Origin of the sequence: Pseudomonas sp. zfem005 (assembly GCF_032621735.1) — a bacterium.
Classification (GTDB): domain Bacteria; phylum Pseudomonadota; class Gammaproteobacteria; order Pseudomonadales; family Pseudomonadaceae; genus Metapseudomonas; species Metapseudomonas solani.
The window spans coordinates 82924-107788 of record NZ_JAVYJE010000010.1 but is presented as its reverse complement, the minus strand read 5'-3'; the positions used below and the strand labels follow the sequence as shown (position 1 = coordinate 107788).

General features: G+C 67.2%; 26 protein-coding genes, 1 pseudogene and 1 riboswitch. Of the genes and pseudogenes, 13 read left to right on the top strand and 14 right to left on the bottom strand.

Annotated features, from left to right (window positions below; translation table 11 throughout):
* Positions 1-67: 67 nt before the first annotated feature.
* Positions 68-1243, top strand: a complete 1176-nt coding sequence (locus RTW82_RS22290) for an acetyl-CoA C-acyltransferase (protein WP_316926515.1) — start codon at positions 68-70, stop codon at positions 1241-1243.
* Positions 1244-1319: 76 nt separating this feature from the next.
* On the opposite strand, the gene RTW82_RS22285 is transcribed toward RTW82_RS22290, so the two are convergent.
* On the bottom strand, positions 1320-2504 hold the full coding sequence (locus tag RTW82_RS22285; protein WP_316926514.1) for an MFS transporter: 1185 nt from the start codon (positions 2502-2504) through the stop codon (positions 1320-1322).
* 89 nt (positions 2505-2593) lie between these two features.
* Here RTW82_RS22285 and RTW82_RS22280 point away from each other — a divergent pair, with 89 nt between their 5' ends.
* Positions 2594-3376 (top strand): AraC family transcriptional regulator, encoded by a 783-nt coding sequence (locus RTW82_RS22280; protein WP_184487398.1) that lies wholly within the window; start codon positions 2594-2596, stop codon positions 3374-3376.
* Positions 3377-3485: 109 nt separating this feature from the next.
* On the opposite strand, the gene RTW82_RS22275 is transcribed toward RTW82_RS22280, so the two are convergent.
* Positions 3486-4115 carry a LysE family translocator gene (locus RTW82_RS22275; RefSeq protein ID WP_263402670.1) on the bottom strand — a complete coding sequence of 210 codons (630 nt, stop codon included), beginning with the start codon at positions 4113-4115 and terminating at the stop codon, positions 3486-3488.
* A gap of 79 nt (positions 4116-4194) precedes the next feature.
* Between RTW82_RS22275 and RTW82_RS22270 the strand changes: the two genes are divergently transcribed.
* The 5 genes from RTW82_RS22270 to RTW82_RS22250 all read left to right on the top strand — a co-directional run bounded on the left by RTW82_RS22270 (position 4195) and on the right by RTW82_RS22250 (position 9168).
* Entirely contained in the window at positions 4195-5160 is a 966-nt protein-coding gene (locus RTW82_RS22270) for a 2-hydroxyacid dehydrogenase (RefSeq protein WP_316926513.1), read from the top strand.
* A 49-nt stretch (positions 5161-5209) separates the two neighbouring features.
* Entirely contained in the window at positions 5210-6205 is a 996-nt protein-coding gene (locus RTW82_RS22265; protein ID WP_043246536.1) for a class I SAM-dependent methyltransferase, read from the top strand.
* 88 nt (positions 6206-6293) lie between these two features.
* On the top strand, positions 6294-7766 hold the full coding sequence (locus RTW82_RS22260; protein ID WP_081711651.1) for an amino acid permease: 1473 nt from the start codon (positions 6294-6296) through the stop codon (positions 7764-7766).
* Between the two features lie 50 nt (positions 7767-7816).
* A riboswitch (yybP-ykoY riboswitch) is annotated at positions 7817-7948 on the top strand.
* Positions 7949-8030: 82 nt separating this feature from the next.
* Entirely contained in the window at positions 8031-8609 is a 579-nt protein-coding gene (locus RTW82_RS22255; RefSeq protein ID WP_031288843.1) for a TMEM165/GDT1 family protein, read from the top strand.
* 112 nt (positions 8610-8721) lie between these two features.
* The gene (locus RTW82_RS22250; protein WP_021222272.1) at positions 8722-9168 is read left to right on the top strand and encodes a ketosteroid isomerase-related protein; all 447 of its coding nucleotides are present in this window, start codon (positions 8722-8724) and stop codon (positions 9166-9168) included.
* Positions 9169-9222: 54 nt separating this feature from the next.
* Here RTW82_RS22250 and RTW82_RS22245 read toward each other — a convergent pair whose 3' ends face one another.
* Both RTW82_RS22245 and RTW82_RS22240 read right to left on the bottom strand, forming a co-directional pair.
* Positions 9223-10206: an NAD-dependent epimerase/dehydratase family protein gene (locus tag RTW82_RS22245; protein WP_316926512.1), complete on the bottom strand. Its 984-nt coding sequence runs from the start codon at positions 10204-10206 to the stop codon at positions 9223-9225.
* Between the two features lie 77 nt (positions 10207-10283).
* Positions 10284-11099, bottom strand: coding sequence for a M48 family metallopeptidase (locus RTW82_RS22240; RefSeq protein WP_271658989.1), 816 nt, complete (start codon positions 11097-11099; stop codon positions 10284-10286).
* A 110-nt stretch (positions 11100-11209) separates the two neighbouring features.
* Between RTW82_RS22240 and RTW82_RS32260 the strand changes: the two are divergent.
* Together RTW82_RS32260 and RTW82_RS32255 are read left to right on the top strand one after the other, a co-directional pair.
* Positions 11210-12550, top strand: a pseudogene (locus RTW82_RS32260) (HAMP domain-containing protein); the annotation flags it as partial.
* A gap of 15 nt (positions 12551-12565) precedes the next feature.
* The gene (locus RTW82_RS32255) at positions 12566-13408 is read left to right on the top strand and encodes a methyl-accepting chemotaxis protein (protein ID WP_374981947.1); all 843 of its coding nucleotides are present in this window, start codon (positions 12566-12568) and stop codon (positions 13406-13408) included.
* Positions 13409-13654: 246 nt separating this feature from the next.
* On the opposite strand, the gene RTW82_RS22230 is transcribed toward RTW82_RS32255, so the two are convergent.
* From RTW82_RS22230 to RTW82_RS22220, 3 genes are read right to left on the bottom strand one after another with little or no spacing between them, the layout of a single operon-like run.
* Positions 13655-14269: an SOS response-associated peptidase gene (locus RTW82_RS22230; protein ID WP_271658991.1), complete on the bottom strand. Its 615-nt coding sequence runs from the start codon at positions 14267-14269 to the stop codon at positions 13655-13657.
* Positions 14270-14291: 22 nt separating this feature from the next.
* A complete protein-coding gene (locus tag RTW82_RS22225) occupies positions 14292-14552 on the bottom strand; it encodes a DUF2007 domain-containing protein (protein WP_265169714.1) in 261 nt (86 codons plus the stop codon).
* Positions 14552-14734: a CPXCG motif-containing cysteine-rich protein gene (locus tag RTW82_RS22220; protein WP_184487390.1), complete on the bottom strand. Its 183-nt coding sequence runs from the start codon at positions 14732-14734 to the stop codon at positions 14552-14554. The genes RTW82_RS22225 and RTW82_RS22220 overlap by 1 nt, the downstream gene beginning before the upstream one ends.
* Positions 14735-14838: 104 nt before the next feature.
* Here RTW82_RS22220 and RTW82_RS22215 point away from each other — a divergent pair, with 104 nt between their 5' ends.
* Positions 14839-16002: a 1-acyl-sn-glycerol-3-phosphate acyltransferase gene (locus tag RTW82_RS22215; protein ID WP_316926510.1), complete on the top strand. Its 1164-nt coding sequence runs from the start codon at positions 14839-14841 to the stop codon at positions 16000-16002.
* 79 nt (positions 16003-16081) lie between these two features.
* On the opposite strand, the gene RTW82_RS22210 is transcribed toward RTW82_RS22215, so the two are convergent.
* Positions 16082-16369: a hypothetical protein gene (locus tag RTW82_RS22210; RefSeq protein WP_184487388.1), complete on the bottom strand. Its 288-nt coding sequence runs from the start codon at positions 16367-16369 to the stop codon at positions 16082-16084.
* Positions 16370-16547: 178 nt separating this feature from the next.
* Complete coding sequence (locus tag RTW82_RS22205; protein ID WP_021222263.1) at positions 16548-17132, bottom strand: YajG family lipoprotein; 585 nt, start codon at positions 17130-17132, stop codon at positions 16548-16550.
* A 173-nt stretch (positions 17133-17305) separates the two neighbouring features.
* Here RTW82_RS22205 and RTW82_RS22200 point away from each other — a divergent pair, with 173 nt between their 5' ends.
* Positions 17306-17539, top strand: coding sequence for a hypothetical protein (locus RTW82_RS22200; RefSeq protein WP_021222262.1), 234 nt, complete (start codon positions 17306-17308; stop codon positions 17537-17539).
* A 337-nt stretch (positions 17540-17876) separates the two neighbouring features.
* Positions 17877-19400 (top strand): malate dehydrogenase (quinone), encoded by a 1524-nt coding sequence (gene mqo / locus RTW82_RS22195; protein ID WP_021222261.1) that lies wholly within the window; start codon positions 17877-17879, stop codon positions 19398-19400.
* A gap of 121 nt (positions 19401-19521) precedes the next feature.
* Here the strand turns inward: mqo and RTW82_RS22190 are convergent, their stop codons facing one another.
* The 3 genes from RTW82_RS22190 to RTW82_RS22180 all read right to left on the bottom strand — a co-directional run bounded on the left by RTW82_RS22190 (position 19522) and on the right by RTW82_RS22180 (position 21796).
* Positions 19522-20829 carry a WD40 repeat domain-containing protein gene (locus tag RTW82_RS22190; protein WP_316926509.1) on the bottom strand — a complete coding sequence of 436 codons (1308 nt, stop codon included), beginning with the start codon at positions 20827-20829 and terminating at the stop codon, positions 19522-19524.
* A gap of 94 nt (positions 20830-20923) precedes the next feature.
* The gene (locus RTW82_RS22185) at positions 20924-21211 is read right to left on the bottom strand and encodes a PA4642 family protein (protein ID WP_316926508.1); all 288 of its coding nucleotides are present in this window, start codon (positions 21209-21211) and stop codon (positions 20924-20926) included.
* A gap of 63 nt (positions 21212-21274) precedes the next feature.
* Positions 21275-21796, bottom strand: coding sequence for a hypothetical protein (locus tag RTW82_RS22180; protein ID WP_316926507.1), 522 nt, complete (start codon positions 21794-21796; stop codon positions 21275-21277).
* Positions 21797-21924: 128 nt separating this feature from the next.
* On the opposite strand from RTW82_RS22180, the gene dauA reads away from it, so the two are divergent.
* A complete protein-coding gene (gene dauA / locus RTW82_RS22175) occupies positions 21925-23649 on the top strand; it encodes a C4-dicarboxylic acid transporter DauA (protein ID WP_316926506.1) in 1725 nt (574 codons plus the stop codon).
* Here the strand turns inward: dauA and RTW82_RS22170 are convergent.
* Together RTW82_RS22170 and RTW82_RS22165 are read right to left on the bottom strand one after the other, a co-directional pair.
* Complete coding sequence (locus RTW82_RS22170; protein ID WP_316926505.1) at positions 23637-24107, bottom strand: WbuC family cupin fold metalloprotein; 471 nt, start codon at positions 24105-24107, stop codon at positions 23637-23639. The genes dauA and RTW82_RS22170 overlap by 13 nt on opposite strands.
* 4 nt (positions 24108-24111) lie before the next feature.
* Positions 24112-24669, bottom strand: coding sequence for a hypoxanthine-guanine phosphoribosyltransferase (locus RTW82_RS22165; RefSeq protein ID WP_021222255.1), 558 nt, complete (start codon positions 24667-24669; stop codon positions 24112-24114).
* Positions 24670-24865: the final 196 nt, after the last annotated feature.

Here is a 24865-nt window from a genome sequence, read left to right as displayed (position 1 = left end):
TCGGTCACGAGATAGAATCCGCCCCATCGGCCAGTCTCGGCCCATCACCCGAAGAGGTAGGAACAAGATGTCTGAGATCGTAATCGTCAGCGGCGCCCGCACCCCGATGGGCGGTTTCCAGGGCAGCCTTTCCGGCGTTTCCGCCGTGGACCTGGGCGCGGCGGCGATCCGCGAAGCGGTGGCCCGTGCCGGTATCGACGCCGCCGACGTGCAGGAAGTGATCATGGGCTGCGTGCTGCCCGCCGGCCTCAAGCAGGGCCCGGCCCGCCAGGCCTCGCTGAATGCCGGCCTGCCCGCCGCCACCGGCTGTACCACCATCAACAAGCTGTGCGGCTCCGGGATGAAGGCCGTGATGCTGGCCCACGACCTGCTCAAGGCCGGCAGCAACAGCGTGATGGTCGCCGGCGGCATGGAGAGCATGTCCAACGCCCCCTACGTGCTGGAGAAGGCCCGCACCGGCCTGCGCATGGGCCACGGCGAGATCAAGGACCACATGTTCCTCGACGGCCTCGAAGACGCCCGCACTGGCCGCCTGATGGGCTCCTTCGCCCAGGAAACCGCCGACACCTACAACGTCACCCGCGAGGAGATGGACGCCTACGCCATCGAATCCCTCAAGCGCGCCCAAGCCGCCATCGCCGACGGCTCCCTGGCCGCCGAGATCGTGCCGATCACCGTCACCACCCGCAAGGGTGAGACCCTGGTGAAGGACGATGAGCAGCCACTGACCGCCAACCTCGACAAGATCCCCGGCCTGCGCCCGGCCTTCCGCAAGGACGGCACCATCACCGCCGCCAACGCCAGCTCCATCTCCGACGGCGCCAGTGCCCTGGTGCTGATGACCGCCGAGGAAGCCCAGCGCCGCGGCCTCAAGCCCCTGGCCAAGATCGTCGCCCACGCCACCCAGAGCCAGGACCCGAGCGAGTTCACCCTCGCCCCCATCGGCGCCATGGCCAACCTGTTCAAGAAGACCGGCTGGACCAAGGACGATGTGGACCTGTTCGAAATCAACGAAGCCTTCGCCATGGTCACCATGCTCGCCATGCGTGAACACGGTCTGGACCACACCAAGGTCAACGTCTACGGCGGCGCCTGCGCCCAGGGCCACCCGGTGGGTTCCACCGGTTCGCGCATCATCCTCACCCTGATCAACGCCCTGCGTAACAAGGGCGGCAAGCGCGGCGTCGCCTCGCTGTGCATCGGCGGCGGCGAAGCCACTGCCGTGGCGGTGGAACTGCTGTAACTCGCCCGCACGGCCAATGAAAAGGGGCTCCCGGACGTTGGTCCGGGAGCCCCTTTTCATTCCGCCCGGGCGCGCCTCAGGCGGGCACCGCCTTGGGGGCGTGGGCCGGCGTCCTCGGGAAGACCAGCGCCGCCGCGAAGGTCAGCGCACCGAACACCGCCAGCACGAGGTACAGCCCCACCAACCCCTGGCGCGGTTCGATGAAGGCGATCATCGGGATGGCCGCTGCACTGGCGCCGAAGGACACGAAGTAGCGCAGGGCGAAGACCCGCGCCTGCCATTGCGGCGCGACGAAGTTGGCCACCATCGCGTCATTCACCGTCACCTGGCCGAACACCGCGAACATGAAGGCGGCGCCCAGGGCGATCACCATCCAGCCGTCGGCGTAGGCCATCGCCACCAGCAACGGGCCCTGGCACAGGGTCATCACCACGAAGGGCAGTTTCAGGCTGCAACGGTCCAGCACCCGCCCCATCAGCAGTTGCGCCACGGCGCCGAAGGCATAGGCGATGCTGACCACGATGCCCAGGCTCTCGGGCGACGAGAACAGCTCCACCAGACGCTCCTGGAACAGCTTCGGGTAGGTCATGGTCGAGGCATTAAAGATCACCCCGCCGGTGGCGGTCACCAGCGCCAGCACGCCGAACACCAGGCGCATCGACACCTGCCCCGTACCGGCACCGCGCTTCGCCCCGGCGGCCGCGACGGGGGCTGCCTCGTCCCGCACGCAGAAGGCGAACCAGACACCGATGGCCACGGACAGCGCCCCGGGCAGGATGAAGGCCGCGCGCCAGCCGAAATGAGCGGTGAGAAAGCCCGTCAGCAGCGCGGAGAAGGCCACGCCCAGGTTGCCCCACATGCCGTTGATGCCGATCTCGCGGCCACGGTTCTCCGCATGGGCCACCAGCATCGCCGTACCCACCGGGTGATAGATGGCGGCGAAGACACCCACCAGCGTCAGCCCCAGCACCAGCATCGGCGTGCTGTTGCTCAGCCCGGTGAAGATGGCGGCGGCGCCAATGCCGATGAAGAACGCCAGCATCATCTGCCGGCGGCTCCATTTGTCCCCCAGCCAGCCGGCCGGTAGCGAGCAGGCACCGAAGGCGATGAAGCCGCCCAGGGACAAGCCAATCAGTTCGGCATAGGACAGCCCGAAGGTGGCGGTCATGCCCAGCACGGCGGCAGGGAAGATGAGCATGAACATGTGATCGATGATGTGGGCGGCGTTGATGAAACGGATGACGGTACGCGGTCGGTTCATGGCAGTTTCGCTGCTGTTTGGTTGTTGTGGACCGTCATGCTAGGTTGGCCGACCGGCAGCTTTCTGCCAAAAAGATCATCGGATCAGCCATGTTCATCGACCACCTACCGCTGGGCCGGATCGGCGCCGTTGCCCTGGACTATCCCGACAACGCCCACGTCGACCTGCACCTGCACAACCAGGCGCAGTTCCTCTATGCCGCCCAGGGGCTGATGCGCCTGGTTACCGAAGCCGGCGCCTGGGTCATTCCGCCGACCCGCGCGGTGTGGATCCCACCGGGCATCGAGCACCAGATATTCATGTCCGGGCAGGTGCAGATGCGCACCCTGTTCATCGCCGCCGAGGCCGCGCCGCCAGCGCTGGATACCTGCTGCGTGCTGGCGGTGCCGCCGCTGTTGCGCGAGTTGATCCTGCGTCTGGTGGAGCTGGAGGCACGCGACGCCGACGACGAGCACCGCACCCTGGTGCAGCGCCTGATCCTCCACGAGATCGCCGCCCTGGAGCGCATGCCGCTACACCTGCCGATGCCCCGCGACCGCCGCCTGCAGGCCATCTGCCTGGCCCTGCTGGAGACGCCGGACAGCAGCCGCACCCTCGACGACTGGAGCCTGCAGGTGGGCGCCAGCACCCGCACCCTGTCCCGCCTGTTCGCCCAGGAACTGGGCATGAACTTCAACGACTGGCGTCAGCAGCTGCGCCTCACCGAGGCCCTGCCACGCCTGCTGGCCGGGCACAGCGTGCAGAAGGTCGCCAGCGACCTGGGCTACGGCAGCGGCCGCGCCTTCAGCGCCATGTTCCGCCGTCTGTTGGGGGAAAACCCGAGGGAATACGTCGCCAGCCTGGGGTTGCTGGCGACGCTGGAGAAGGAGTGAAGCCTGGACTTCGGAGGGTTCAGTGCGGATCGCGGTGATGGGTTTCGCGGAGCTCTACCCATCCTACGAATACGTGCGCCGTGCGGTGCGGTGATCGGAGCGCGCCCCCTTACTTCATCGAAGTGAACGCCAGCTTGACCCCCAGCCCCACCAGCACCGCACCCATCAGCCGGTCGAACCAGTGGCCCATGCGAGCGAAGCCGCTGCGCACCCGTTGCTGGCTGAACAGCAGTGCCACCAGGCAGAACCAGATGGCCGTGGCGCAAGCCAGGTAGAGGCCGTAGCCGGCCTGGATGGTCAGCGGTGTGTGCGGGTTGATGACCACGGTGAACAGTGAGAGGAAGAACAGCGTCGCCTTGGGGTTCAGGCCATTGGTGATGAAGCCGGTAACGAAGGCCCCGCGCGGGCTGCGCTCGGCGGCGGTGAGGTCGGCCTCGGTGGCGACCGGGTCCGCCGGCTTGGCACGCAGTGCCTTGATGCCGATGTACAGCAGGTAGGCCGCCGCCAGCCACTTCAGGGCATTGAAGGCGACGATGGACTGGGAAACGATCAAGCCGATGCCCAGCAGCGAATAGGCCACGTGGACGAAAATGCCGGTGCCCACGCCTATGGCCGTCCAGGTGCCGGCGCGGCGCCCGTGGGCAACGCTTTCGCGCACGACGATGGCGAAATCCGGACCGGGGCTGGCCACGGCCAGCAGGTGGATCAAGGCAACGGTGAGGAATTCCGCCCAGTACATGGGACCTCCGAATAATGGGAAAGGCTCTGATAGGCTGGCAACCTTACGCCTACCTCTGCTTCGGAAAAAGGTACAGCTGATGACCAACAGCCTCCGCGCGGTCTTCCTCGACCACGCTTCCCTCGACCTCGGCGATCTCGACCTCGCGCCACTGCGCCAGCACTTCGCCGACCTGCAGCTGCACGACCAGACCAGCCACAAGGATGTCGTCGAGCGCCTGCACGGCGCCCAGGTCGCCATCAGCAACAAGGTGACCATCGATGCCGCCGCCATCGCCGAGCTGCCGGAGCTGAAGCTGATCCTGGTCAGCGCCACCGGCACCAACAACATCGACCTCGCCGCCGCCCGCGCCCGTGGCATCACCGTGTGCAACTGCCAGGGCTACGGCACCCCGTCCGTGGCCCAGCACACCCTGATGCTGCTGCTCAACCTGGCCACCCGCTTCGTCGACTACCGCGAAGCCGTGCGCCACGACCACTGGCAGAAGGCGACCCAGTTCTGCCTGCTGGACTTCCCCATCGTCGAACTGGAGGGCAAGACCCTCGGCCTGCTCGGCCATGGCGAACTGGGCAGCGCCGTGGCACGCCTGGCCGAAGCCTTCGGCATGCGCGTGCTGCTCGGTGCCCTGCCCGGCCGGCCGCCTCGCGAAGACCGCCTGCCCCTGACTGCACTGCTGCCCCAGGTGGACGCCCTGACCCTGCACTGCCCGCTCAACGAGCACACCCGCAACCTGATCGACGCCGAGCAACTGGCGCTGATGAAGCCCGGCGCCTTCCTGGTCAACACCGCGCGTGGCGGCCTGGTCAACGAACACGCCCTGGCCGACGCGCTGCGCAGCGGCCACCTGGGTGGTGCCGCCACCGATGTGCTGACCCAGGAGCCGCCGAAGGACGGCAACCCGCTGCTGGCCGTGGACATCCCGCGGCTGATCGTCACCCCGCACAACGCCTGGGGCAGCTGTGAGGCGCGGCAGCGCATCGTCGTGCAGATGGCGGAGAACCTGGATGCCTGGCTGAAGGGAACGCCTCGCCGCACGGTCAGCTAAGGCCTAAAAGATTCTGATAAAATTCGCGGTTTTTATCAGGATCTACCCAATGGACCCGCGCAGCGAAGTACTGCTCCGACAGGCCGACCTGTTCCTTGGCCCGCTGCTTCTGGCGGGCCTTCCCGCCGACGACCTGCTGGGCGAACTGCCCCAGGCACGCGGCTGGACCTGGCACATCGGCGAGCAGAACGCCCTGGAAGCGCGCTTCCCCGGGCGCTGCGAATTCAGCGTCAACGCGCCCGAAGCCCCCTTCGAAGCCGCCGTGCTGTTCCTGCCCAAATCCCGCGAGCTGACCGACTACCTGCTCACCGCCCTGGCCGCGCGCCTGCCCGGCAAGCCGCTGTACCTGGTAGGCGAGAAGCGCGCGGGCATCGAACGTGCCGCCCGCCAGCTGGAGCCCTTCGGCAAACCTCGCAAGCTCGACAGCGCCCGCCACTGCCAGCTCTGGCAGGTGCAGGTGGACCAGGCGCCGGCGGTGCCGGACCTCGAAGCCCTGGCCCAGCGCTACAGCCTCGACCTGGCCGACGGCCCGCTGCAGGTGGTGAGCCTGCCCGGCGTGTTCAGCCACGGCCGCCTGGATCGCGGCAGCGCCCTGCTGCTGGACAACCTGGCCAAGCTGCCCACCGGCAAGGTGCTGGATTTCGGCTGCGGCGCTGGGGTGCTCGGTGCGGCGCTCAAGCGACGTTATCCACAGAGCCAGCTGGTGATGCTGGATGTCGACGCCTTCGCCATCGCCGCCAGCCGGCTGACCCTGGCCGCCAACGGGCTAGAGGCCGACGTGATCGCCGGTGACGGCATCCACGCCGCGCCCAAGCTGCTCTCGGCCATCGTCAGCAACCCACCCTTCCACCAGGGCGTGCACACCGACTACCAGGCCAGCGAAACGCTGCTGCGCGAGGCCGTGCGCCACCTGCTGGTGGGCGGCGAACTGCGCCTGGTGGCCAACAGCTTCCTCAAATACCAACCCCTGATCGAACAGGCGCTCGGCGGTTGCCGCACCCTGGCCGAAGGGGAGGGTTTCCGCATTTACAGCGCCCGCCGCTGACAGGCGGGTACCCGCGCACCATCCATACTCGAGCGGCACCCGATAGCCGCAACACGCCCGGCGAAGCACCGGGCACCTGGAGTTTTTCTTGACTGACCTCGACACTGCCGCCCCCACCGCCAGCAGCGGCCTGCACCGTTCGCTGAAGCCCCGCCACCTGAACATGATCGCCATCGGCGGCTCCATCGGTACCGGCCTGTTCGTCGCTTCCGGCGCCACCGTGGCCACAGCCGGCCCGGGCGGTGCCCTGCTGGCCTACGCGCTGATCGGCGTGATGGTCTACTTCCTCATGACCAGCCTCGGCGAGATGGCCGCACACATGCCGGTTTCCGGCTCGTTCAGCACCTATGGCAGCCGTTTCGTCGACGATGGCTTCGGCTTCGCCCTGGGCTGGAACTATTGGTACAACTGGGCGGTGACCATCGCCGCCGAGCTGGTGGCAGCGCAGCTGATCATGAGCTTCTGGTTCCCCGACACGCCGGGCATCTACTGGAGCGCACTGTTCCTGGCGCTGATGTTCCTGCTCAACGTCATCTCGGTGAAAGGCTTCGGCGAGAGCGAGTTCTGGTTCGCACTGATCAAGGTGGTGACGGTGGTGATCTTCATCATCATCGGCCTGGCCACCATCTTCGGCGTGATGAGCGGCATGGAATCCCCCGGTTTCAGCCACTTCACCCAGGGTGACGCGCCCTTCGTCGGTGGCCTGCAGGCCATGGTCGGGGTGGCAATGATCGCCGGCTTCTCCTTCCAGGGCACCGAGCTGATCGGCATCGCCGCCGGCGAGTCGGAGAACCCGCGCAAGAACATCCCCATCGCCATCCGCCAGGTGTTCTGGCGCATCCTGATGTTCTACGTCCTGGCGATCTTCGTGATCGGCATGCTGATCCCCTACACCGACCCGAGCCTGCTGCAGAACGACGCCAGCGACATCAGCGTCTCGCCCTTCACCCTGCTGTTCGAGCGCGCCGGCTTCGCCGCCGCCGCCGGGGTGATGAACGCGGTGATCCTCACGGCCATCCTCTCGGCCGGCAACTCGGGGATGTACGCCTCCACGCGCATGCTCTACACCCTCGCCACCCAGGGCAAGGCGCCACGCCTGTTCGCCCGCGTTTCCGCCAGCGGCGTGCCGCGCAACGCCCTCTACGCCACCACCCTGGTGGGCGCGCTATGCTTCTTCACCGCGGCCTTCGGCGAGTCGACCCTCTACACCTGGCTGCTCAACACCTCGGGCATGTGCGGCTTCATCGCCTGGCTGGGCATCGCCATCTCCCACTACCGCTTCCGCAAGGGCTACCTGCTCCAGGGCGGGCGCCTGGAAGACCTGCCCTACCGCGCCAAGCTGTTCCCCTTCGGCCCGCTGTTCGCCTTCGCCCTGTGCCTGGTGATCACCCTCGGGCAGAACTACGAGGCCCTGGTGGGCGAGCACATCGACTGGGCCGGGCTGGCTGCCACCTACATCAGCCTGCCGCTGTTCCTCGCCATCTGGTTCGGCTACCGCCTGAAGAACGGCAGCCGCACCGTGCGCTACGCCGAGATGGACGTGCGCGCCACCGACAGCTGACGAACAGCGCAACGGCGGGCTTGCCCGGCACGCCCGCCTTGTGCAAAATGCGCCCCGTCCTAGGGGAGTAGTCTCCCGCGAGCGCCCTGCTCGCCAGGCACGCGTCAACATACTTGGTCCACAGACCATGGCGCGTGCGACCCAAGCCTGCCTAGACAGGCCAGCGGTTTGACAAGACCTATGACACGAACAACCTGGCCCGGGGCGGGCAGGCTGTACGTGTCATGGTGATTAGTCGAACCCGCCCCCGTAGGAACCCTGATGCTGGAATCCCTGTTCGTCCCCACACTGATCGTTGCCCTGGCGGAAATCGGCGATAAGACTCAATTGCTCGCCCTGCTCCTGGCCGCGCGCTTCCGCAAACCCTGGCCGATCATCTGGGGCATCGTCGCCGCCACCCTGGCCAACCACTTCGCCGCCGGCGCCGTGGGCAACTGGGTCGCCAGCTTCTTCTCCGCCGCCACCCTGAGCTGGATCCTCGCCGCCTCCTTCGTCGCCGTGGCGCTGTGGACCCTGGTGCCCGACAAGCTGGACGACGACGAGGAGTCCGGGCTGAAGAAATACGGCCCCTTCCTCACCACCCTCATCGCCTTCTTCCTCGCCGAGATGGGTGACAAGACCCAGGTCGCGACCGTGATGCTGGCCGCTCAGTACCCGCATTTCATCCTCGTGGTCGCGGGCACCACCCTGGGCATGCTGCTGGCCAACGTGCCGGTGGTGCTGGCCGGCAACTTCGCCGCCGACAAGCTGCCGCTGACCCTGATCCGCCGCCTCGCCGCCCTGGCCTTCGCTGCCCTGGCCATCTACGCCGTGTACAAGGCGCTCACCCTCGGCGCGGCCTGAACCGCGTCACCGGCCTGACGCCAGTTCGCTGGCGTTTCGGCCAATGGCAGCGCCGCGCCAACTGGTAGATTCCTCGCCCTACTGCCGGCCCGACCAGGGAGGAGGAAAGCAGATGACGTCGACCGACGACCGCAAGCGCGTGGCGCGCCAGCATATCGACCTGTCCTGGAACAAGGGGCGCGTGGCGCTCGCCGAGCAGTTGCAGAGCAAGGACTTCCTCTACAAGAGCTCGTTCATGCCGGGCCCGCTGGACGGCGAGGGCTACCGCGAGATGGTGCTGAAGATCCGCGACGCCATGCCCGACCTGGAAGTGGTGGTGGAGGAATGCATCGCCGAGGAAGCCCATGTCTTCACCTGGTGCACCCTGATCGGCAGCATCCACAAGCCGGCCCTCGGCTACCCGCCCAGCGACCGCATCCTCAGCATCTCCGCCATGGCCTTCTGGACCTTCAACAGCCGGGGCGAAGTGCAGGAGATCTGCACCATGTTCGACATGGAAAGCTTCCGCGCCCAGCTCGGCCTGAGCAACCGCGCCTATGCGGAAAAAGCCCTGCCCTGATCAGCCCTCCACGGGTAGCCCGGGCTTCAGCCCGGGACGCCCCGTCCAACGCGTTCAGACATACCCGTTCTCACCGAACCAGCGGATGGCCCGGCGCAAGGTGTCGTCCAGCGCCACCTCCGCCTGGAAGCCCAGCTCGGCTGCAGCCTTGGCACCATCTAGAAACTGCCCGCCGGCCATGGCGGCGATGCTGGTCGGGTCGATTTTCGGCGCCTCGCCGCTCATGCGCTGGCGCAGGCGCTGCAGGGCCGCCATGCCCCGAGCCACCGCCAGTGGCATTGGCGTGGGCGCAGCCACCTCCAGCAGCCGGGCGATGTGCGCGGTCAGCTCGGCCATTTCGATGTTGGTCCCGGTGATCAGGTAGCGCTCACCGACACGGCCCTTCTCCATGGCCAGCAACAGCCCACGCCCGGCCTCGCCGGCATCGATGACATTGCGCTGCCCCTCCACGTAGCGGCTCATGGCGCCACTGGCGATGGCCGTGATCAGACGCCCGCTGGAAGGGCCGGCATCGAACTCGCCCAGGGCCATGCCGGGAATGCCGATCACCACCGGCAAGCCGGCACGGGCCTGCTCGCGGGCCTGTCGGTCCAGCGCCCATTTGCACAGCAGGTAGGGGTTCTTCCAGCGCGGCATCTCGTCGTAGAACAAGCCCTCGTGCCCCGGCTCACCGTCGGGATGGCGCGGCAACGCGACCGATGCACCGACATGGAGGATGCGCGGCACATGGGCCGAGAGACAGGCGGCGTAGAAATGGTTGGTTTCGTCGAGGGCGCTGGCCACGGCATCCTGCCAGCGCCGGTGCCGGGCGGGTGCGTCGTCGGGGCAGAACACCACGCCGTCCAGGTCGGCCAGGGCGCGGCTCAGTTGCGGGTGGTCGAACAGCGCGGCGGAACGCAGCTCCGGGTCGAGGTAGCCCAGGCGCTCGATGCGCGAGTCGGGGTGATGGATCAGCACCAGCTCGTGGCCCGCCGCACGGATGGCGCGAGCGGTGTGATGGCCCAGCAGGCCGGTGGCGCCAAGGACTGCGATCTTCACGGGAGACCTCCAGTACACGCCGCCTGCGTCATGCAGGCGGCGAGCCGCCTAGGACGGCCTTTACAAGGCCGCCGGCCTCACTTGCCCTTGGCTTGCTGATAGAACGGCATGACCTTGGGAATGGCCGCCTGGAGGGACGAGATACGCGAGCTGGAAGACGGGTGGGTGCTCATGAATTCCGGCGGCGCGCCTTCGCTGGCCTTGCTCATCTTCTGCCACAGGGTGATGGCGGCGTTGGGGTTGTAGCCGGCCCGGGCGGACAGCTCGAGGCCGATCAGGTCCGCCTCGTTCTCGTTGCCGCGGCTGTTGGGCAGGGTCATCAGGTATTCGACACCCTGGTTGGCCATCTGCAGGCTCTGGTCGCCGGCCCCCAGCAGGGAACCGAGCTGGGTGGCCATCTGCACGCCATAGGCCTTGGACATGGCTTCACGGCCGTGCTCGCGCAGGGCGTGGGCGATCTCGTGGCCCATCACCGCCGCCAGTTCGTCGTCGGTGAGCTTGAGCTGATCGATCAGGCCGCTGTAGACGATGATCTTGCCGCCCGGGCCGCAGTTGGCGTTGAGCTCTTCGCTGTCGATCACGTTGGCTTCCCAGGCCCAACTGCCGGCATCGGGGCGGAACACCGTGGTCTGGGCGATCAGCCGCTTGGCGATGGCCGAGACGCGCTTGGCGTCGGCACTGTTCTTGTCCAGCACACCCTGCTGCGACGCCTCGGACAGGGTCTGCTGGTAGGACTGGGCGTACATCTGGTTCACCTGCTGTTCGGACAGCATGCTGAACATGTACTGCTTGCGCTCGACGCCGACTGCGCCGCCGCTGGTGGTATTCACTGCCTGGCATCCGGCCAGCAGCAGGGACAGCGCGAGGCTGCCGAGGATGTGAGACTTCGTCACTGTGACTCTCCTGTGAAAACTGCGCCGTACTCTATGCCTGCGCCACACCCCGGAGCAACCGCAGGCCTTGCCATCCAGCGACTTGCGTTCTTTTCTTGTGAAGCAGGCTCATGCTTCGCCGACTGTCGGCCGATATGTCATGGACCAAGGCTGTACCTGAGACCCCGGGAGTTCCCATGAAATTCAGATCGATCCAGTTTTCGGTCGCGACGCTGGCCGGTGCCAGCGTGCTCGCCGTGGTGGTGGCCCTCGTCCTCTACGCGCTGTTCGCCGGCGCCCGGACCCAGGAGCTGGTACAGACACGAACCCAGGCGCTGCTCGAGCAGATCATCAGCGAGCGCCTGCTCAGCCTCGCCGCCTCCCAGGTCTCGGACATCCAGCGCGAACTGGCCTACCCGATGACCGTGGCCAGCAGCCTGGCGCAGACCAACGCCCTGGCCGGCGAGACCGACGAGAACGGCGCCGTGGCGATGGAAAGCAGCCGCAAGGAGATGATCAACCTGTTGCACCACATCCTCGCCAACAACCCCAAGCTGCTGGATGCCTATATCGGCTGGGAACCCAACGCCTTCGGCGAAGACGCCGCTTCCATCGGCCAGCCCGGGCAGAACGAGGGCGGCCGTTTCATGCCCTGGTGGTACCGCGACGCCGCCGGCAAGCTGGTGATGGAGCCCATGGGGGACACCCTGGAAAGCACCAAGGTGTTGCCCACCGGCGTACGCGAGGGCGAATACTACCTGTGCCCGCGCGACACCAAGCGCCCCTGCGTGGTCGACCCGGCGCCCTACGAGATGGGCGGGAAGATGGTGATGCTGGCGTCCTTCAACGCGCCGATCATGGTCAAGGGCCAATTCCGCGGCATCGCCGGCGCCGACCTCTCCCTCGACTTCATCCAGCAACTGCTCACCAGCGCCAACCAGAAGCTCTACGGCGGCGTGGGCGAGATGGCCCTGCTCTCCAGCAACAAGCGCCTGGTGGCCTACACCGCCGATGCCAGCAAGAACAGCGAACCGGCCGACCGCGTGCTGGGCAGCGCCGTGGCCGAGAGCCTCAAGTCCCTGCAGGGCGACCAGCCCGTCTACCGCGTCGATCGCGACAGCGGCCGCATCCTGCTGCTGGTCCCCTTCAAGGTCGCGGGCACCGACGCCACCTGGACCCTAAGCCTGAACATGCCGCTGGACACCGTGATGGCGGACCTGCACAAGCTGGAGACCGACCTCTCCACCCAGCGTGACGAGGACATCTTCGGCATGTCGGTGGTCGGCCTGCTGATCGCCGCCCTCGGCCTGGTGGTGATCTGGTTCGTCGGTTTCGGCATCGCCAGCCCGCTGCGGCAGATGGTGGCCATGCTCGACGACATCGCCCAGGGCGAAGGCGACCTCACCCGTCGCCTGCACTCCGAGCGCGCCGACGAACTGGGCTCCATCGCCAGCGGCTTCAACACCTTCCTCGCCAAGCTGCAGACCATGATCAGCCAGGTGGTGAGCTCGGTGCAGAAGGTCAGCGACTCCTCGGAGCACACCGCCGACATCGCCATTCGCACCAACCAGGGCGTGCAGAAGCAGCTGGCGGAGATCGAACTGGTGGCCACCGCCGTCCACGAGATGACCGCCACCGCCCAGGACGTGGCGCGCAACGCCACCCTGGCCGCCGAGGCCGCCAGCCATGCCGACCAGGCCGCCAACCACGGCAAGCGCATCGTGCAGAGCACCACTGCGGCCATCACCGCCCTGGCCGGCGAGATCAGCCGGGCCGTGGGCGTGGTGCAGAACCTGGCCAAGGACAGCGAGAACATCAACGCCATCCTGGTCGCCATCCGCGGCATCGCCGAGCAGACCAACCTGCTGGCGCTCAACGCCGCCATCGAGGCCGCGCGCGCCGGTGAGCAGGGCCGTGGCTTCGCCGTGGTCGCGGACGAGGTGCGCAACCTGGCGCAGAAGACCCAGCAGGCCACCGAAGAAATCCAGACCATGATCCAGCAGTTGCAGCAAGGCACCCGCGACGTGGTCAAGGTGATGCAGGACAGCCAGGACAAGACCGACACCAGCGTGCAATCCGCCAGCGAGGCGGCCCATGCACTGGAGTCCATCACCCAGGCGGTGTCGGTGATCAACGACATGAACACCCAGATCGCCAGCGCCGCCGAGGAGCAGAGCGCGGTGGCCGAGGACATCAACCGCAACGTCACCAACATCGGCCAGGTGGCCAATGAAGTGGCCGGCGGCGCCGACGAAGCCTCCCAGGCCAGCGCCGAGCTGACCAAGCTGGCCGAGCAGCAGCGCCGGTTGATCAATCAGTTCCGGGTGTAGATCGACTCAGTCGGGGCCCCGCGCTCGCGGGGATGACGCAGGGAGAATGGATTGTAGGGGCGACTTCAGTCGCCCAGGGCAACGCAGTTGCCCCCTTCCATTCGCCTGTCCCGCATGACTCCGCTGAGCAGCCCTTCGGCCTGCCTGGCGAATGAATTCGCCCCTACAGGGTCCACGCCGTTCTTTCGCGAATAAATTCCCACAAGACGCGCTCTGTAGCCCGGGCTTCAGCCCGGGAAGATCCGATCACGCCGGCGTCAGGCACTCCGGCCCATCCAGCTTGGGGTCGTTGACAAGGGTGGCCAGCGCCCGCTCGCGCAGGGGTGGCGAGGCGGCGGTGAGCAACGCGCGCAGCTCTTCCGGATCACTGTCCGCCGCCAGCCACAGCTGCTGGCCGGCTTCGTCCAGCACCAGCGGCCGACGCAGGTCCGCAGCGGGGCGGGTGATCATCGCCAGGCTGAGGTATTCGGCATCGCCCACCGGGAAGGGCTCCCAGAGTGCGGCGAAATGCAGCAGCGACGTTTCGCCGCTGACCCAGTAAGGCCGCTTGCGCACCCCGCGCCACTCGTAGAAGCCGTTGGCCGGGATCAGGCAGCGCCGCTGACGGAAGGCGTCGCGGAACATCGGCTGTTCCACCAGGGTTTCGGCACGGGCGTGGGCAGGCGTCTTCGACAGGTCGGTAAGCCAGGCCGGGGTCAGGCCCCAGCGGGCCAGGTCCAGGCGCTGCTCGCCGGCTTGCCCGCGCAGCATCAACACCCGCGCACCGGGCGCCAGGTTCCAGTGCGGCTGCTGCTCGGCGGGGAAACCGGGCAACGCGGCGAATGCGGGCGACCAGCGAAACAGGGCGAAGCGTCCGGACATCAGGCAAAGGGCTCGGGCAGGTTCAGCACAGCAGGGTGCCGGGGTAGCTGTCGGGCTCATCGCCCGGCATGGGTTGCGCGGCATTGTACGTGGCGATCAGCAGCCGCGCCCGCTCGGCGTCCTCATCCTCCACCAGCAGGCCCAGCAGCCCCATCAACGGCAGCTCGCCGATGCCGCCCAGCAGGTGCCCGCCGGCCAGGTGGGCCTCGATGCCCTCGCTGGCCAGCATGCCCAGGAGCAGCTCCGCCTCGATCAGGTCGCCGGGCTCATAGATGCGCTGCATCAGTCGTCCTCCCGGCGCACGTCGAGGCTCCAGTCCTCACCGTCGGTGGCGAGCGCGAAGACGATGGGCCGACAGCACACCGGGCAATCCTCGATGTACTGCTGGTCGCCGGCGGAAAGGTCGAGCACCGCTTCCACCGGTTCGCCGCAGTAGGGGCATTCATAGGCCTGGGTTTCCAGCATGCGAAACTCCCGTGTGACTTGGCTGTATAATCGCCGGTCTATTTCAGGCCCCGTGATTCGGGGCGCCACCCTTATCTCCAGCCGCAGCACAACAAGAGAACCCGATGGGCGAATTCGAAGCCATCCGACCCTACGACGATGCCGAGGTGGCCGAGGTGCTCGCGCGCCTGTCCGCCGACCCGGCTTTCCTCGGCGCCCTCACCCGCTATCGTTTCCCCCGCCTGGCAGGCCCGCTCGGCTGGCTGCTCAAGCCTGTTATAGCTCATCGCCTGCGTCGCGAGTTCCGCGGCATCGCTTCGGTGACCGCGCTGCAGGACAAGATCGAGCCCTACGTCGACCACACCATCGAGCGCGCCACCGACGGCGTGACCTACTCGGGCGTGGACAAGCTCAAGCCCGGCAGCCCCTACCTGTTCGTCGCCAACCACCGCGACATCGTCATGGACCCGGCCTTCGTCAACTACGCCGTGTACCACGCCGGGGTGCCCACGCCGCGCATCGCCATCGGCGACAACCTGCTGCAGAAGCCCTTCGTCAGCGACCTCATGCGCCTGAACAAGAGCTTCATCGTGCACCGCAATCTGGCGGGCCGACGCGAGAAGCTGGCGGCCTTCCAGTTGCTGTCGGCCTATATCAACCACTCGATCCGCGTGGACGCCCAGTCGATCTGGATCGCCCAGGCCGAGGGCCGCGCGAAGGACGGCGACGACCGCACCGATTCGGCGATCCTCAAGATGTTCCACATGAGCCGCAAGGACGAGCCCTTCGCCGCAGTGATCCACGACCTGCACGTGGTGCCGGTGTCGATCAGCTACGAATACGATCCCTGCGACCTGGCCAAGGCCCGCGAGCTGTATATCCGCGCCACCACCGGCGGCTACGAGAAGGCGCCGGGCGAGGACGACACCAGCATCGCCCTGGGCATCACCGGCTACAAAGGCCGGGTGCACATCGCCTTCAACGACGAGATCCGCGAGGACATCGCTGACGCCAAGCTGCTGGCCGCCGAGATGGACCGTCGCATCCTCGGCGGCTACCGGCTGTTCCCGGTGCACTATCTGGCCTACGCCATGTGGAGCGAGCGCGACCCCGAGCTGGCAGTGCCGACGCTGGAAAGCCTGTTCGGCACGGACGAGATCGCCCGCGCCCGCGCCGAGTGGCAGAAGCGCCTCAACGCCTGCCCCGAAGAGCAGCGCCCCTGGCTGGTGCTGCAATACGCCACCCCGGTGCGCAACCAGTACCGCATCAAGGCCGGCCTGCCGCTCTGACGGTAGCGCGCAATGCAAAACGGCGACCCTCGGGTCGCCGTTTTCATGTCCAGCCGGTCACCGGCAGCGCCGGGATCGCTCAGAGCTGGGTACTGGCCCAGGACACGCCAAGGGCCACGGCCAGGCTGAAATAGCCGAAGGCGTAGAAGAAGCGGTTCAGCCGCCGGGTGGTCTCGTCCTGCATCAGCGCCGGTTGCGCCATCCCTTCCACTTCGCTGTCGGCGGCCAGGCGCCCGGCGACGCGCTGCTCACGCAGGCGGGTGGCGACCAGCAGCCAGGAACCGACCAGGGCGAAGAACAGCGCCAGGGCGTTGACCACCTGGTGGGGATGGGCGAGGTAGACAGACCAGAGGTCCTGCAGGGACATCTTCAACTCCGAGCAGGCGCGGCCTGCGAGGTGGAAATGCGGCCGCGCGGGGAGCGGGCCATCCGGATTCGGCGGCGAGTCTACCCGAGCGCCCCGCTCCCCTGCGGCGTTTCCGACGAATCGCGCAGGCAAGAAAAAGCCCGGCACGGGGGCCGGGCTCGTTCGCAGCGGTGCAGCCTTACTGCGCCAGCATCTGCCCGATGGTCGGGTCCTTGAAGGCGCGGGTCAGGGCGTCGCTGAGCACACCGGATACCAGCTTGGTATTGGTTTCCTGGTTCGGCGCGGTGCCAAACTGCTGGGCCAGGGAGGCGCTGTAACGGCCGCTGTAGCGACGGCTGGCGTTCTGCACGTCGACACGGAAGGTGGCGCTGATGTCAGCCTTGGTCACGTAGACGCCTTCCTTGGGCGACTGGTACTTCAGGTCGGCCAGGGTCAGGGTCAGCTGCGGGGCGTTGAAGGCGTTGGGCGACGGCGTGAAGCCCAGGAGGCGCACGGCGGCTTCGGCTTCGGTCTGCAGGCGCGGCAGGATGTCCTGGCCCTGAACGGTGATGTTGCTGGTGTCCGCATAGAGGCCGCCACGGGTGCCGAGCACCGGCGAGGAGCGCCCATCGGCGACACGAACCACTACCGGCTGGCCCTGGCCGACGGGCGTGAGCGGGCCGGTGAGCTTGGGTTGCGGGCTGAGTTGTTGCGGGCTGAGGGCACAGCCGACCAGGGTCAGGCTGAGGCCGGCCAGCAGGCCGAGCAACGCGCGATTCAGCATGCTTGTTTCTCCAGGTTGGACGCGGAAGGCCGGGAGTATAACCAGCCGGCACGCCTACTGACAGAGCGCCATCAGTGGCCTGGAATGAGACCGTTGGGAGGCCCGGCGGGTTCCTGTAATGCCCCTGTCACGCAGGGATGGGATAAAGCGGCATACCCAAGGAGAAAGCCGTGATGATGTTCATCTGGTCCCTGTTCGCCCCTCGCGCCAAGATCCGCTGCTTCGCCCTGCTCGACGACAAGGGCCTGTGCCGTGGCTTCCACCAGGCTGCCGAGGCGCCCGCGCGGGGCCGATGGGTGCAGGTCCGCGAACAGCGCCTGTCGTGGATCGGCCAGCAACTGCCCGCCTCCGCGCTCATCCAGCAGGTCGTCCAGCAGTCACGCGGCGCGCGAGCGTTGGCGGCCTGACCGATGGATGAATAAAAGTCACGTACAAACGCTCAATTCCTCCTATTTCTTCGCTACAATCGCCCCCCGATTATAAGGTCGTCTCCTGATCGGGCCTCGCAACACCGGCCGAGCCTTCGCTTGGCACCCGCACAGCCCCACAGAGAGCCGTCCACTTTCGCTGCCATCACTGGCCTGCCGCACCTTCCGCCCGACGTGCAAATCCTTTTGCATGGACGCAGCGCCACCCGCGCTGATGGAAGCGGCCTGCCCCCGGTAGGCGATCTTTTGAGGTTCACGTCTCCAAAAGAGCGTGAGATGACGGTTTTTCACTACTTCACGAGAGAGTGGCGAGCAAATGGCGCAAGACGATTACCAAGCAGTGGACGTGTTGCTGGTCGGGGCCGGCATCATGAGCGCCACACTGGCGGTCCTGCTGAAGGAACTCGATCCAGGCATCAAGCTGGAAATCGCGGAGCTCCGCGAATCCGGTGCCATCGAGAGCTCCAACCCCTGGAACAATGCGGGTACCGGCCATGCCGGCCTGTGCGAGCTGAACTACACCCCCCAGGCCGCCGATGGTTCCATCGACATCAAGAAAGCGGTACTGATCAACACCCAGTTCGAAGTCTCCAAGCAGTTCTGGTCCTACCTGAGCGACAAGGAAGGCTTCGGTTCGCCCCGTGACTTCATCAACTCCGTGCCGCACCTGTCCTTCGTGCGCGGCAAGGACATCCCCTTCCTCAAGACGCGCTTCGAAGCCATCACCAAGCACCACGCGTTCGCCCACATGGAGTACTCGGAAGACCGAGCCACCCTGGCCGAATGGATGCCGCTGATGATGCCCGGCCGCCCTGCGGACGAAGCGGTCGCCGCCACCCGCGCGGCCAACGGCACAGACGTCAACTTCGGCGCCCTGACCAACCAGTTGCTGCAGTACCTCGCCACCCAGGCGGATACCCGCGTCAGCTACTTCCAGAAGGTCACCGACCTCAAGCGTACCGATGACGGCTGGAAGGTCAGCATCAAGAACACCCAGAGCGGTGCCAACCGCGAAGTCGCCGCGCGCTTCGTGTTCCTCGGTGCCGGTGGCGGCGCGCTGCCGCTGCTGCAGCTGTCGGGCATTCCGGAAGGCAAGGGCTTCGGTGGCTTCCCGGTCAGCGGCCAGTGGCTGCGCTGCGACAACCCCGACGTGGTCAAGCACCACCAGGCCAAGGTCTACAGCCAGGCCGAAGTGGGCGCCCCGCCGATGTCCGTGCCGCACCTGGACACCCGCGTGGTCGACGGCAAGAAGTCCCTGCTGTTCGGGCCTTATGCCGGCTTCACCACCAAGTTCCTCAAGCACGGCTCGTTCCTCGACCTGCCGCTGTCGGTACGCCCGAGCAACCTCGGCCCGATGCTGGCCGTGGCGCGCGACAACATGGACCTGACCCGCTACCTGATCAAGGAAGTGATGCAGTCCCAGGAACAGCGCCTGGATGCCCTGCGCAAGTTCTACCCGGAACTCGACCCGGCCGACTGGCGCCTGGAGGTGGCCGGCCAACGCGTGCAGATCATCAAGAAGGACGCCAAGAAAGGCGGCATCCTGCAGTTCGGCACCGAACTGGTGGCCGCGGAGGACGGCAGTATCGCCGCCCTGCTCGGCGCATCCCCGGGTGCTTCGGTGACCGTTTCGATCATGCTCAACCTGATCGAACGCTGCTTCGCCGAGCAGGCCCGCTCGGCCGAGTGGAGCGCCAAGCTGAAGGAGATCTTCCCCGCTCGCGAGAAAGAGCTGGAGACCGACGCCGAGCTGTACCACCGCGTCAGCCAGCACTGCGATGCGCGCCTGGGCATCGCCACCGCCAAGCCGGCCGAAGCCAGCGCCGCCACTGCGGGCTGAGCTTCAGCGCCATGAAAGAACCGCCCCTCGGGGCGGTTTTTTCGTTCTGGGGCAGAGCCAGCCCGCAGGATGGGTAGAGCGGAGCGAAACCCATCATGCAGAGCAATGGTCTTCGCGCCGATCACCACGCCAGCGGCGTTTCCTCGCCCTTCCAGAACAGCCAGCGGCGACGCTCGCGGTGCTCACCGGTGCCGATCTGCCACTCCGGGCGGCCAGCCTCCAGGTCGATGATGGCGATGATGCCGGCGTAGCTGGACGCCACCAGGGTGCGGCCATCGGCGGAGAGGTCGATGGCGCACAGGGTCGAACCGAGGAAGTGCTGCCAGATAGGCTCGCCCGTGGCATCGACGCAACGCAGGTAGCCGTAGGCGTCGCCGAGGATGAAGCGATCGCCCAGGGAGGCACCGGCGTAGACGCGCGCGCCCTCCTCCACCAGGGTCACGCCCTCCACCTCCTCGTAGTAGTCCGAATCCAGGCCCGGTGCCTGGGCGAGGTCCACGGCTAGGGTGCCGCCGTTGTAGAAGTGGCAGGCGTTGAAAGCGACGCTGCGGCCATCGCCACTGAACAGGGCGTAATGCGGGTACTCGCCATGGGGCCCGATGGCCGCCACCGGCTGCAGGTCGGCGTCGAACAGGTGATGGCGACCGTCCTGGCCGCCCACGGCGATCCAGCGACCATCCGCCGACACCGCGCCGTGCTCCATGCTCAGGCCCGTGGAGTACGGCGGCTCGTAGTCGGTAGCCTCGGCGTATTCCTTGAGGGAGGCGTTGTCCGGGTACAGGCGGCGCGCGCCTTCCGGGGCCAGCACGAAGATGCCCGAGCCGCTCACCAGCAGCACCCGGCGCCCGTCCGGGAAGGGTTGCAGGCGCGTGGGGCGCGGCGTCTCGGCGAAGGTTTCCAGCTCCACGCCCTCGGGCGCATCCTCGGTGCCCAGCGGCCAGGGGCAGTGCAGCACCACCGGGCCGTCCCAGCCATCCCGCACCTCCACGCCCGTCTCCCGCGCCAGGGCGTAGAAACGTCGATTGGGGCAGGCGCCGAAGAACGCCAGGCCCGGTACATCCTCGACCCGATCACCGACGATGCGCACCACGTGTCCCGGCTCCCAGGTGGCGCCGATGCGCGCGACGATGGAGCCATCATCCAGCAGCGCGAGCATGGGAATGGCCTGGCCCTGTTCGTCGAGCACCTCGTGCAGCGGCGCATGGGCCGGTGGCCAGGCTTCCTGCAGCCCTTCCAGGTGGCCACTGCGGTTGGCCTCGCGCAAGGCTTCCAGCAGCGCGGGAACCAGCTTCTCGCGCCCGGCGGAACTGGGCTCCTTGCCCGCGTTGTCCCAACCCTCGCGCAGGCCCTTCTCGACATAGGCGTTAATCGCGCGGGCGTAGGCGATGGTCTTCTGCTGCCAGCGTTGCGATGCGTCTTCCTTGCTCATGTGCACCTCCTCGTTCGTGCGTTGGGTCACTGTTTTTGCCAGGCCCAGAAAAGCAGAAACCCGCTCGAAGGCGGGTTCCTGTGGATAACTCGGGTCAGCCCCGGGCGGCCTGAACGGCCTCGATATAGGGTTCGGCCAGGCGCTGATCCTTGATCAGGGCGACGAAATCATTGCCCTGCTCGTCCTTGGCGCCGAGGTCGTAGCCGGCCTCGAGGAAGAACTGCAGGAAGCGTTCGAAGTCATCGATGCGCAGGCCGCGATAGGCCTTGACCAGCTTGTGCAGGGACGGCGGCGTCGCATCGGCCGGCTCCACCGTGAGGAACAGCTTGATCGAGTCCTCGCTGATTTCTTCGCCGATCACCTGCTTCTTGTCTTTGCGCATCGCTCACTACTCTCTGGCCGGAACACACGGGGCCCGAAGTTTACCCCCGCAGGCCGATGCCGCTCAACGCAGGCGTACGGGCCCCAGGTGCAGGTCGGCCCAGACATGGCCGTTGGGGTAGGCGGCGAACTGGCAGAACACCGTGCCGCTGCGCAGCAGATCGAGCACCGCGCGGTACTGGGCCTGCGGGTAGTGCAGCGTCAGTTTGCGGGTGGCTTCGTCGTAGGTCGCCTTCTTCAGGCTCTTGCCGTCGGCCTCGAAGTCGATCTGCACATCGACCGCTTCCGACCCCTTGCCGGTCGTCTTGCCCACGGGTGCGGCGCGCAGCTGGATCAGCATCGGCGTGGTGATGGGGATCGGCTGCTGGTTGGATTGGCGCTGGTTGCCCAGGGTGACGCGGTAGCTGACCACCTTCACCACCAGTTGCTGCTCGGGCTGCTCCTGGCGCAGGCCCTGTTCGTCGGGGGGCAGGAAGTCGGTCTGCAGGAGTGTGGTCGCCCCCTTCGGGGCCCCGCTCGGGGCGGCGGCCAGGGGCAGGCTGGCGGCGAGCAGGAGGATGGCAGCGAAGCGGGTACGGCGAGACATCGGCAACTCCCGGCAGAAACGAGCGCAGCACTCTAGCATGGGCCCTTGGCCTGTAGTCATTGGACTCAGGTCAAGGTGGCAAGCGCCACGCAGCCCCTATAATCGGTGCCTTCCGCCGAGGAGTCGCCATGTCATTACCCATGCCGCCACTGTTCGCTGCCCTGCGCCAGAGCCTGCGCAGCGGCTATTCCTGGAAATCCCTGCGCAGCGACCTGGGCGCCGGCCTGACGGTGGGCATCGTCGCCATCCCGCTGGCCATGGCGCTGGCCATCGCCGTCGGGGTCGCGCCGCAGCATGGCCTCTATACGGTGCTGGTGGCCGCCCCGCTGATCGCCCTCAGCGGCGGCTCGCGCTTCAACGTCTCCGGCCCCACCGCCGCCTTCGTGGTCATCCTCCTGCCCATCACCCAGCAATTCGGCCTCGGTGGCCTGCTGCTGTGCACCATGATGGCCGGGATGATCCTCCTCGCCATGGGCCTGGCGCGCTTCGGCCGGCTGATCCAGTTCATCCCCTACCCGGTGACCCTGGGCTTCACCGCCGGCATCGGCATCGTCATCGCCACCCTGCAGATCAAGGACGTGTTCGGCCTGGAGCTGGCCCACCCGCCACAGAACTACGTCGAGCAGCTTGGCCTGCTGGCCCAGGCACTGCCAAGTGCACACCTGGGCGACGCGCTGGTGGCGCTGGCCTGCCTCGCGGTTCTGCTGTTGTGGCCGCGCCTGGTGCCCAAGGTGCCGGGACACCTGGTGGCCCTGGCGGTCGGCGCCCTGCTGGGCCTGGCCCTGGATTACCTGGGCCTGCCGGTGGCGACCCTCGGCGAGCGCTTCACCTATGAACTCGATGGCATGGTGCACCCCGGCATCCCGCCCTTCCTGCCGAGCTTCGCGTGGCCCTGGGAGTTGCCGGGCGCCAGTGGCGCGCCGCTGGTGATGTCCTTCGAGCTGGTGCGTCAGTTGCTCGCCCCGGCCTTCGCCATCGCCATGCTGGGCGCCATCGAGTCGCTGCTCTGCGCCGTGGTTTCCGACGGCATGACCGGCACCCGCCACGACCCCAACGCCGAACTGCTCGGCCAGGGCCTGGGCAACCTGGTGGCGCCGCTGTTCGGTGGTATCACCGCCACCGCCGCCATCGCCCGCAGTGCCGCCAACGTCCGCGCCGGCGCCGTGTCGCCTATCGCGGCGGTGATCCACGCCGGGGTGGTGCTGCTGGCCATGCTGCTGCTGGCGCCGCTGTTCAGCTACCTGCCGATGGCCGCCCTGGCGGCGCTGCTGCTGATGGTGGCGTGGAACATGAGCGAGGCCCGCCACGTCGCCCACACCCTGCGCATCGCCCCGCGCAACGACGTGCTGGTGCTGCTCACCTGCCTGGTGCTGACGGTGCTGTTCGACATGGTGCTGGCGGTGGGCGTCGGCCTGCTGCTGGCGGCGGCCCTGTTCATCAAGCGCATGAGCGACCTCACCGACGCCCAGCCCCTGCCCGCGCACCTCGGCCAGGCGCTGGAGGGCCTGCCGGAACAGGTGGTGCCCTATGTGATCCGTGGCCCGCTGTTCTTCGGCGCCGCGGAAAAGGCCCTGAGCGTGCTGCGCCGGCTGAACCCGCAGGTGAAGGTGGTGATCGTGGAAATCAGCGCGGTACCGCTGCTGGACATGACCGCACTGGCGGCCATCGAGAACCTGCTGAACGACTACCACAAGCAGGGGATCGGCCTGGTGCTGGTGGGCACCACGACGCGGGTGCGGCTGAAGCTGCGCCGTGCCGGCATCCGTCGCGAGGACGGCCGCCTGGCCTATGTGCGTGATCTGGAACAGGCGCGGGCCAAGGCCCTGCGCTGGCTGGAGCCTCAGCCGAACTGAGCGCGCATCCAGGCCAGGTAGTCGAGGGCGGCGGCCTCGCCTTCGCGGGGCGCCCAAGGGGCGAACTCCCCATCCACCAACGGGCGATAGGGGCCGGCCTTGCATTCGAAGAGCAGGCTGTCGGCCTCCAGCACCACCAGGGCATGGAACTGGCCGGGCGTGAGATCGACCCCGACGCACTCGCCCCCGGCACGCAGCTCACGGGTCTGCTGCACGGCACCGTCCTCGCTGAACAGCAGCAGGCCCAGGGCGCCCTTGAGCACCAGCAGGGTCTCGGCCTTGTCGGCGGACAGGTGGCGATGGGGGGCGATGTAGGTGCCGGGTTGCAGCCCCACCGCCATGCGGTGGCAGGGCTCTTCCATGCCGTGGAAGTTGTGGTGCAGCCGCTGGCGCGGGCTGGCCGCGGCCCCTGCGGCCAGGTCGGCGAACAGGGCCTGGTCGAGGAAGCGCACAGCCACGGGCTTAGAGCCCTTTGACGGCGAAGATGCCGGCGGCGTTGCGCCAGTAGCCCTTGTAGTCCATGCCGTAGCCGAAGATGTAGCGGTCCACGCAGGGCAGGCCCACGTAGTCGGCCTTGAGGTCCGGGCGCGCCTTGCGGTCGTGGGTCTTGTCGATCAGCACGGCGGTGTGCACGTGGGCGGCGCCGGCGTGTTTGCAGAAGTCGATGATCGCCGCGAGGGTGTGCCCTTCGTCGAGGATGTCGTCGATGATCAGCACGTCGCGGTCGATGAAGGAGATTTCCGGCTTGGCCTTCCAGAACAGCTCGCCGCCGCTGGTTTCATTGCGGTAGCGGGTGGCGTGCAGGTAGGACAGCTCCAGGGGGAAGTCGAGCTTCGGCAGCAGCTTGCCGGCGAAGATCAGGCCGCCGTTCATCACGCAGAAGACCACGGGGTTGCGCTCGGCCAGCTCGCCATTGATGGCGCCGGCGATCTGGTCGATGGCGGCTTCGACCTGGGCATCGGTGTACAGGCAGTCGGCTTCGGCCATTACCTGGCGGATGTGGGCGAGATCGGCGGGCATGGCTTTTCCTCTGTTTTTGAGCGGCGTTGGCCCTGGCTTCCCGTGGGAAGTTGATCGGGGCGTCAAGATAAAAGTCGGCAAAGGTACTCATCCGTCTGTCCGGGAGCAAGCCCTGCCGGACGAGTGTCGAGGATAGTTTGTCGCAGCCCCGCAGGCCTCGTCATGCAACGCCCCAAAGGTCGCGCGACCGGCCAGT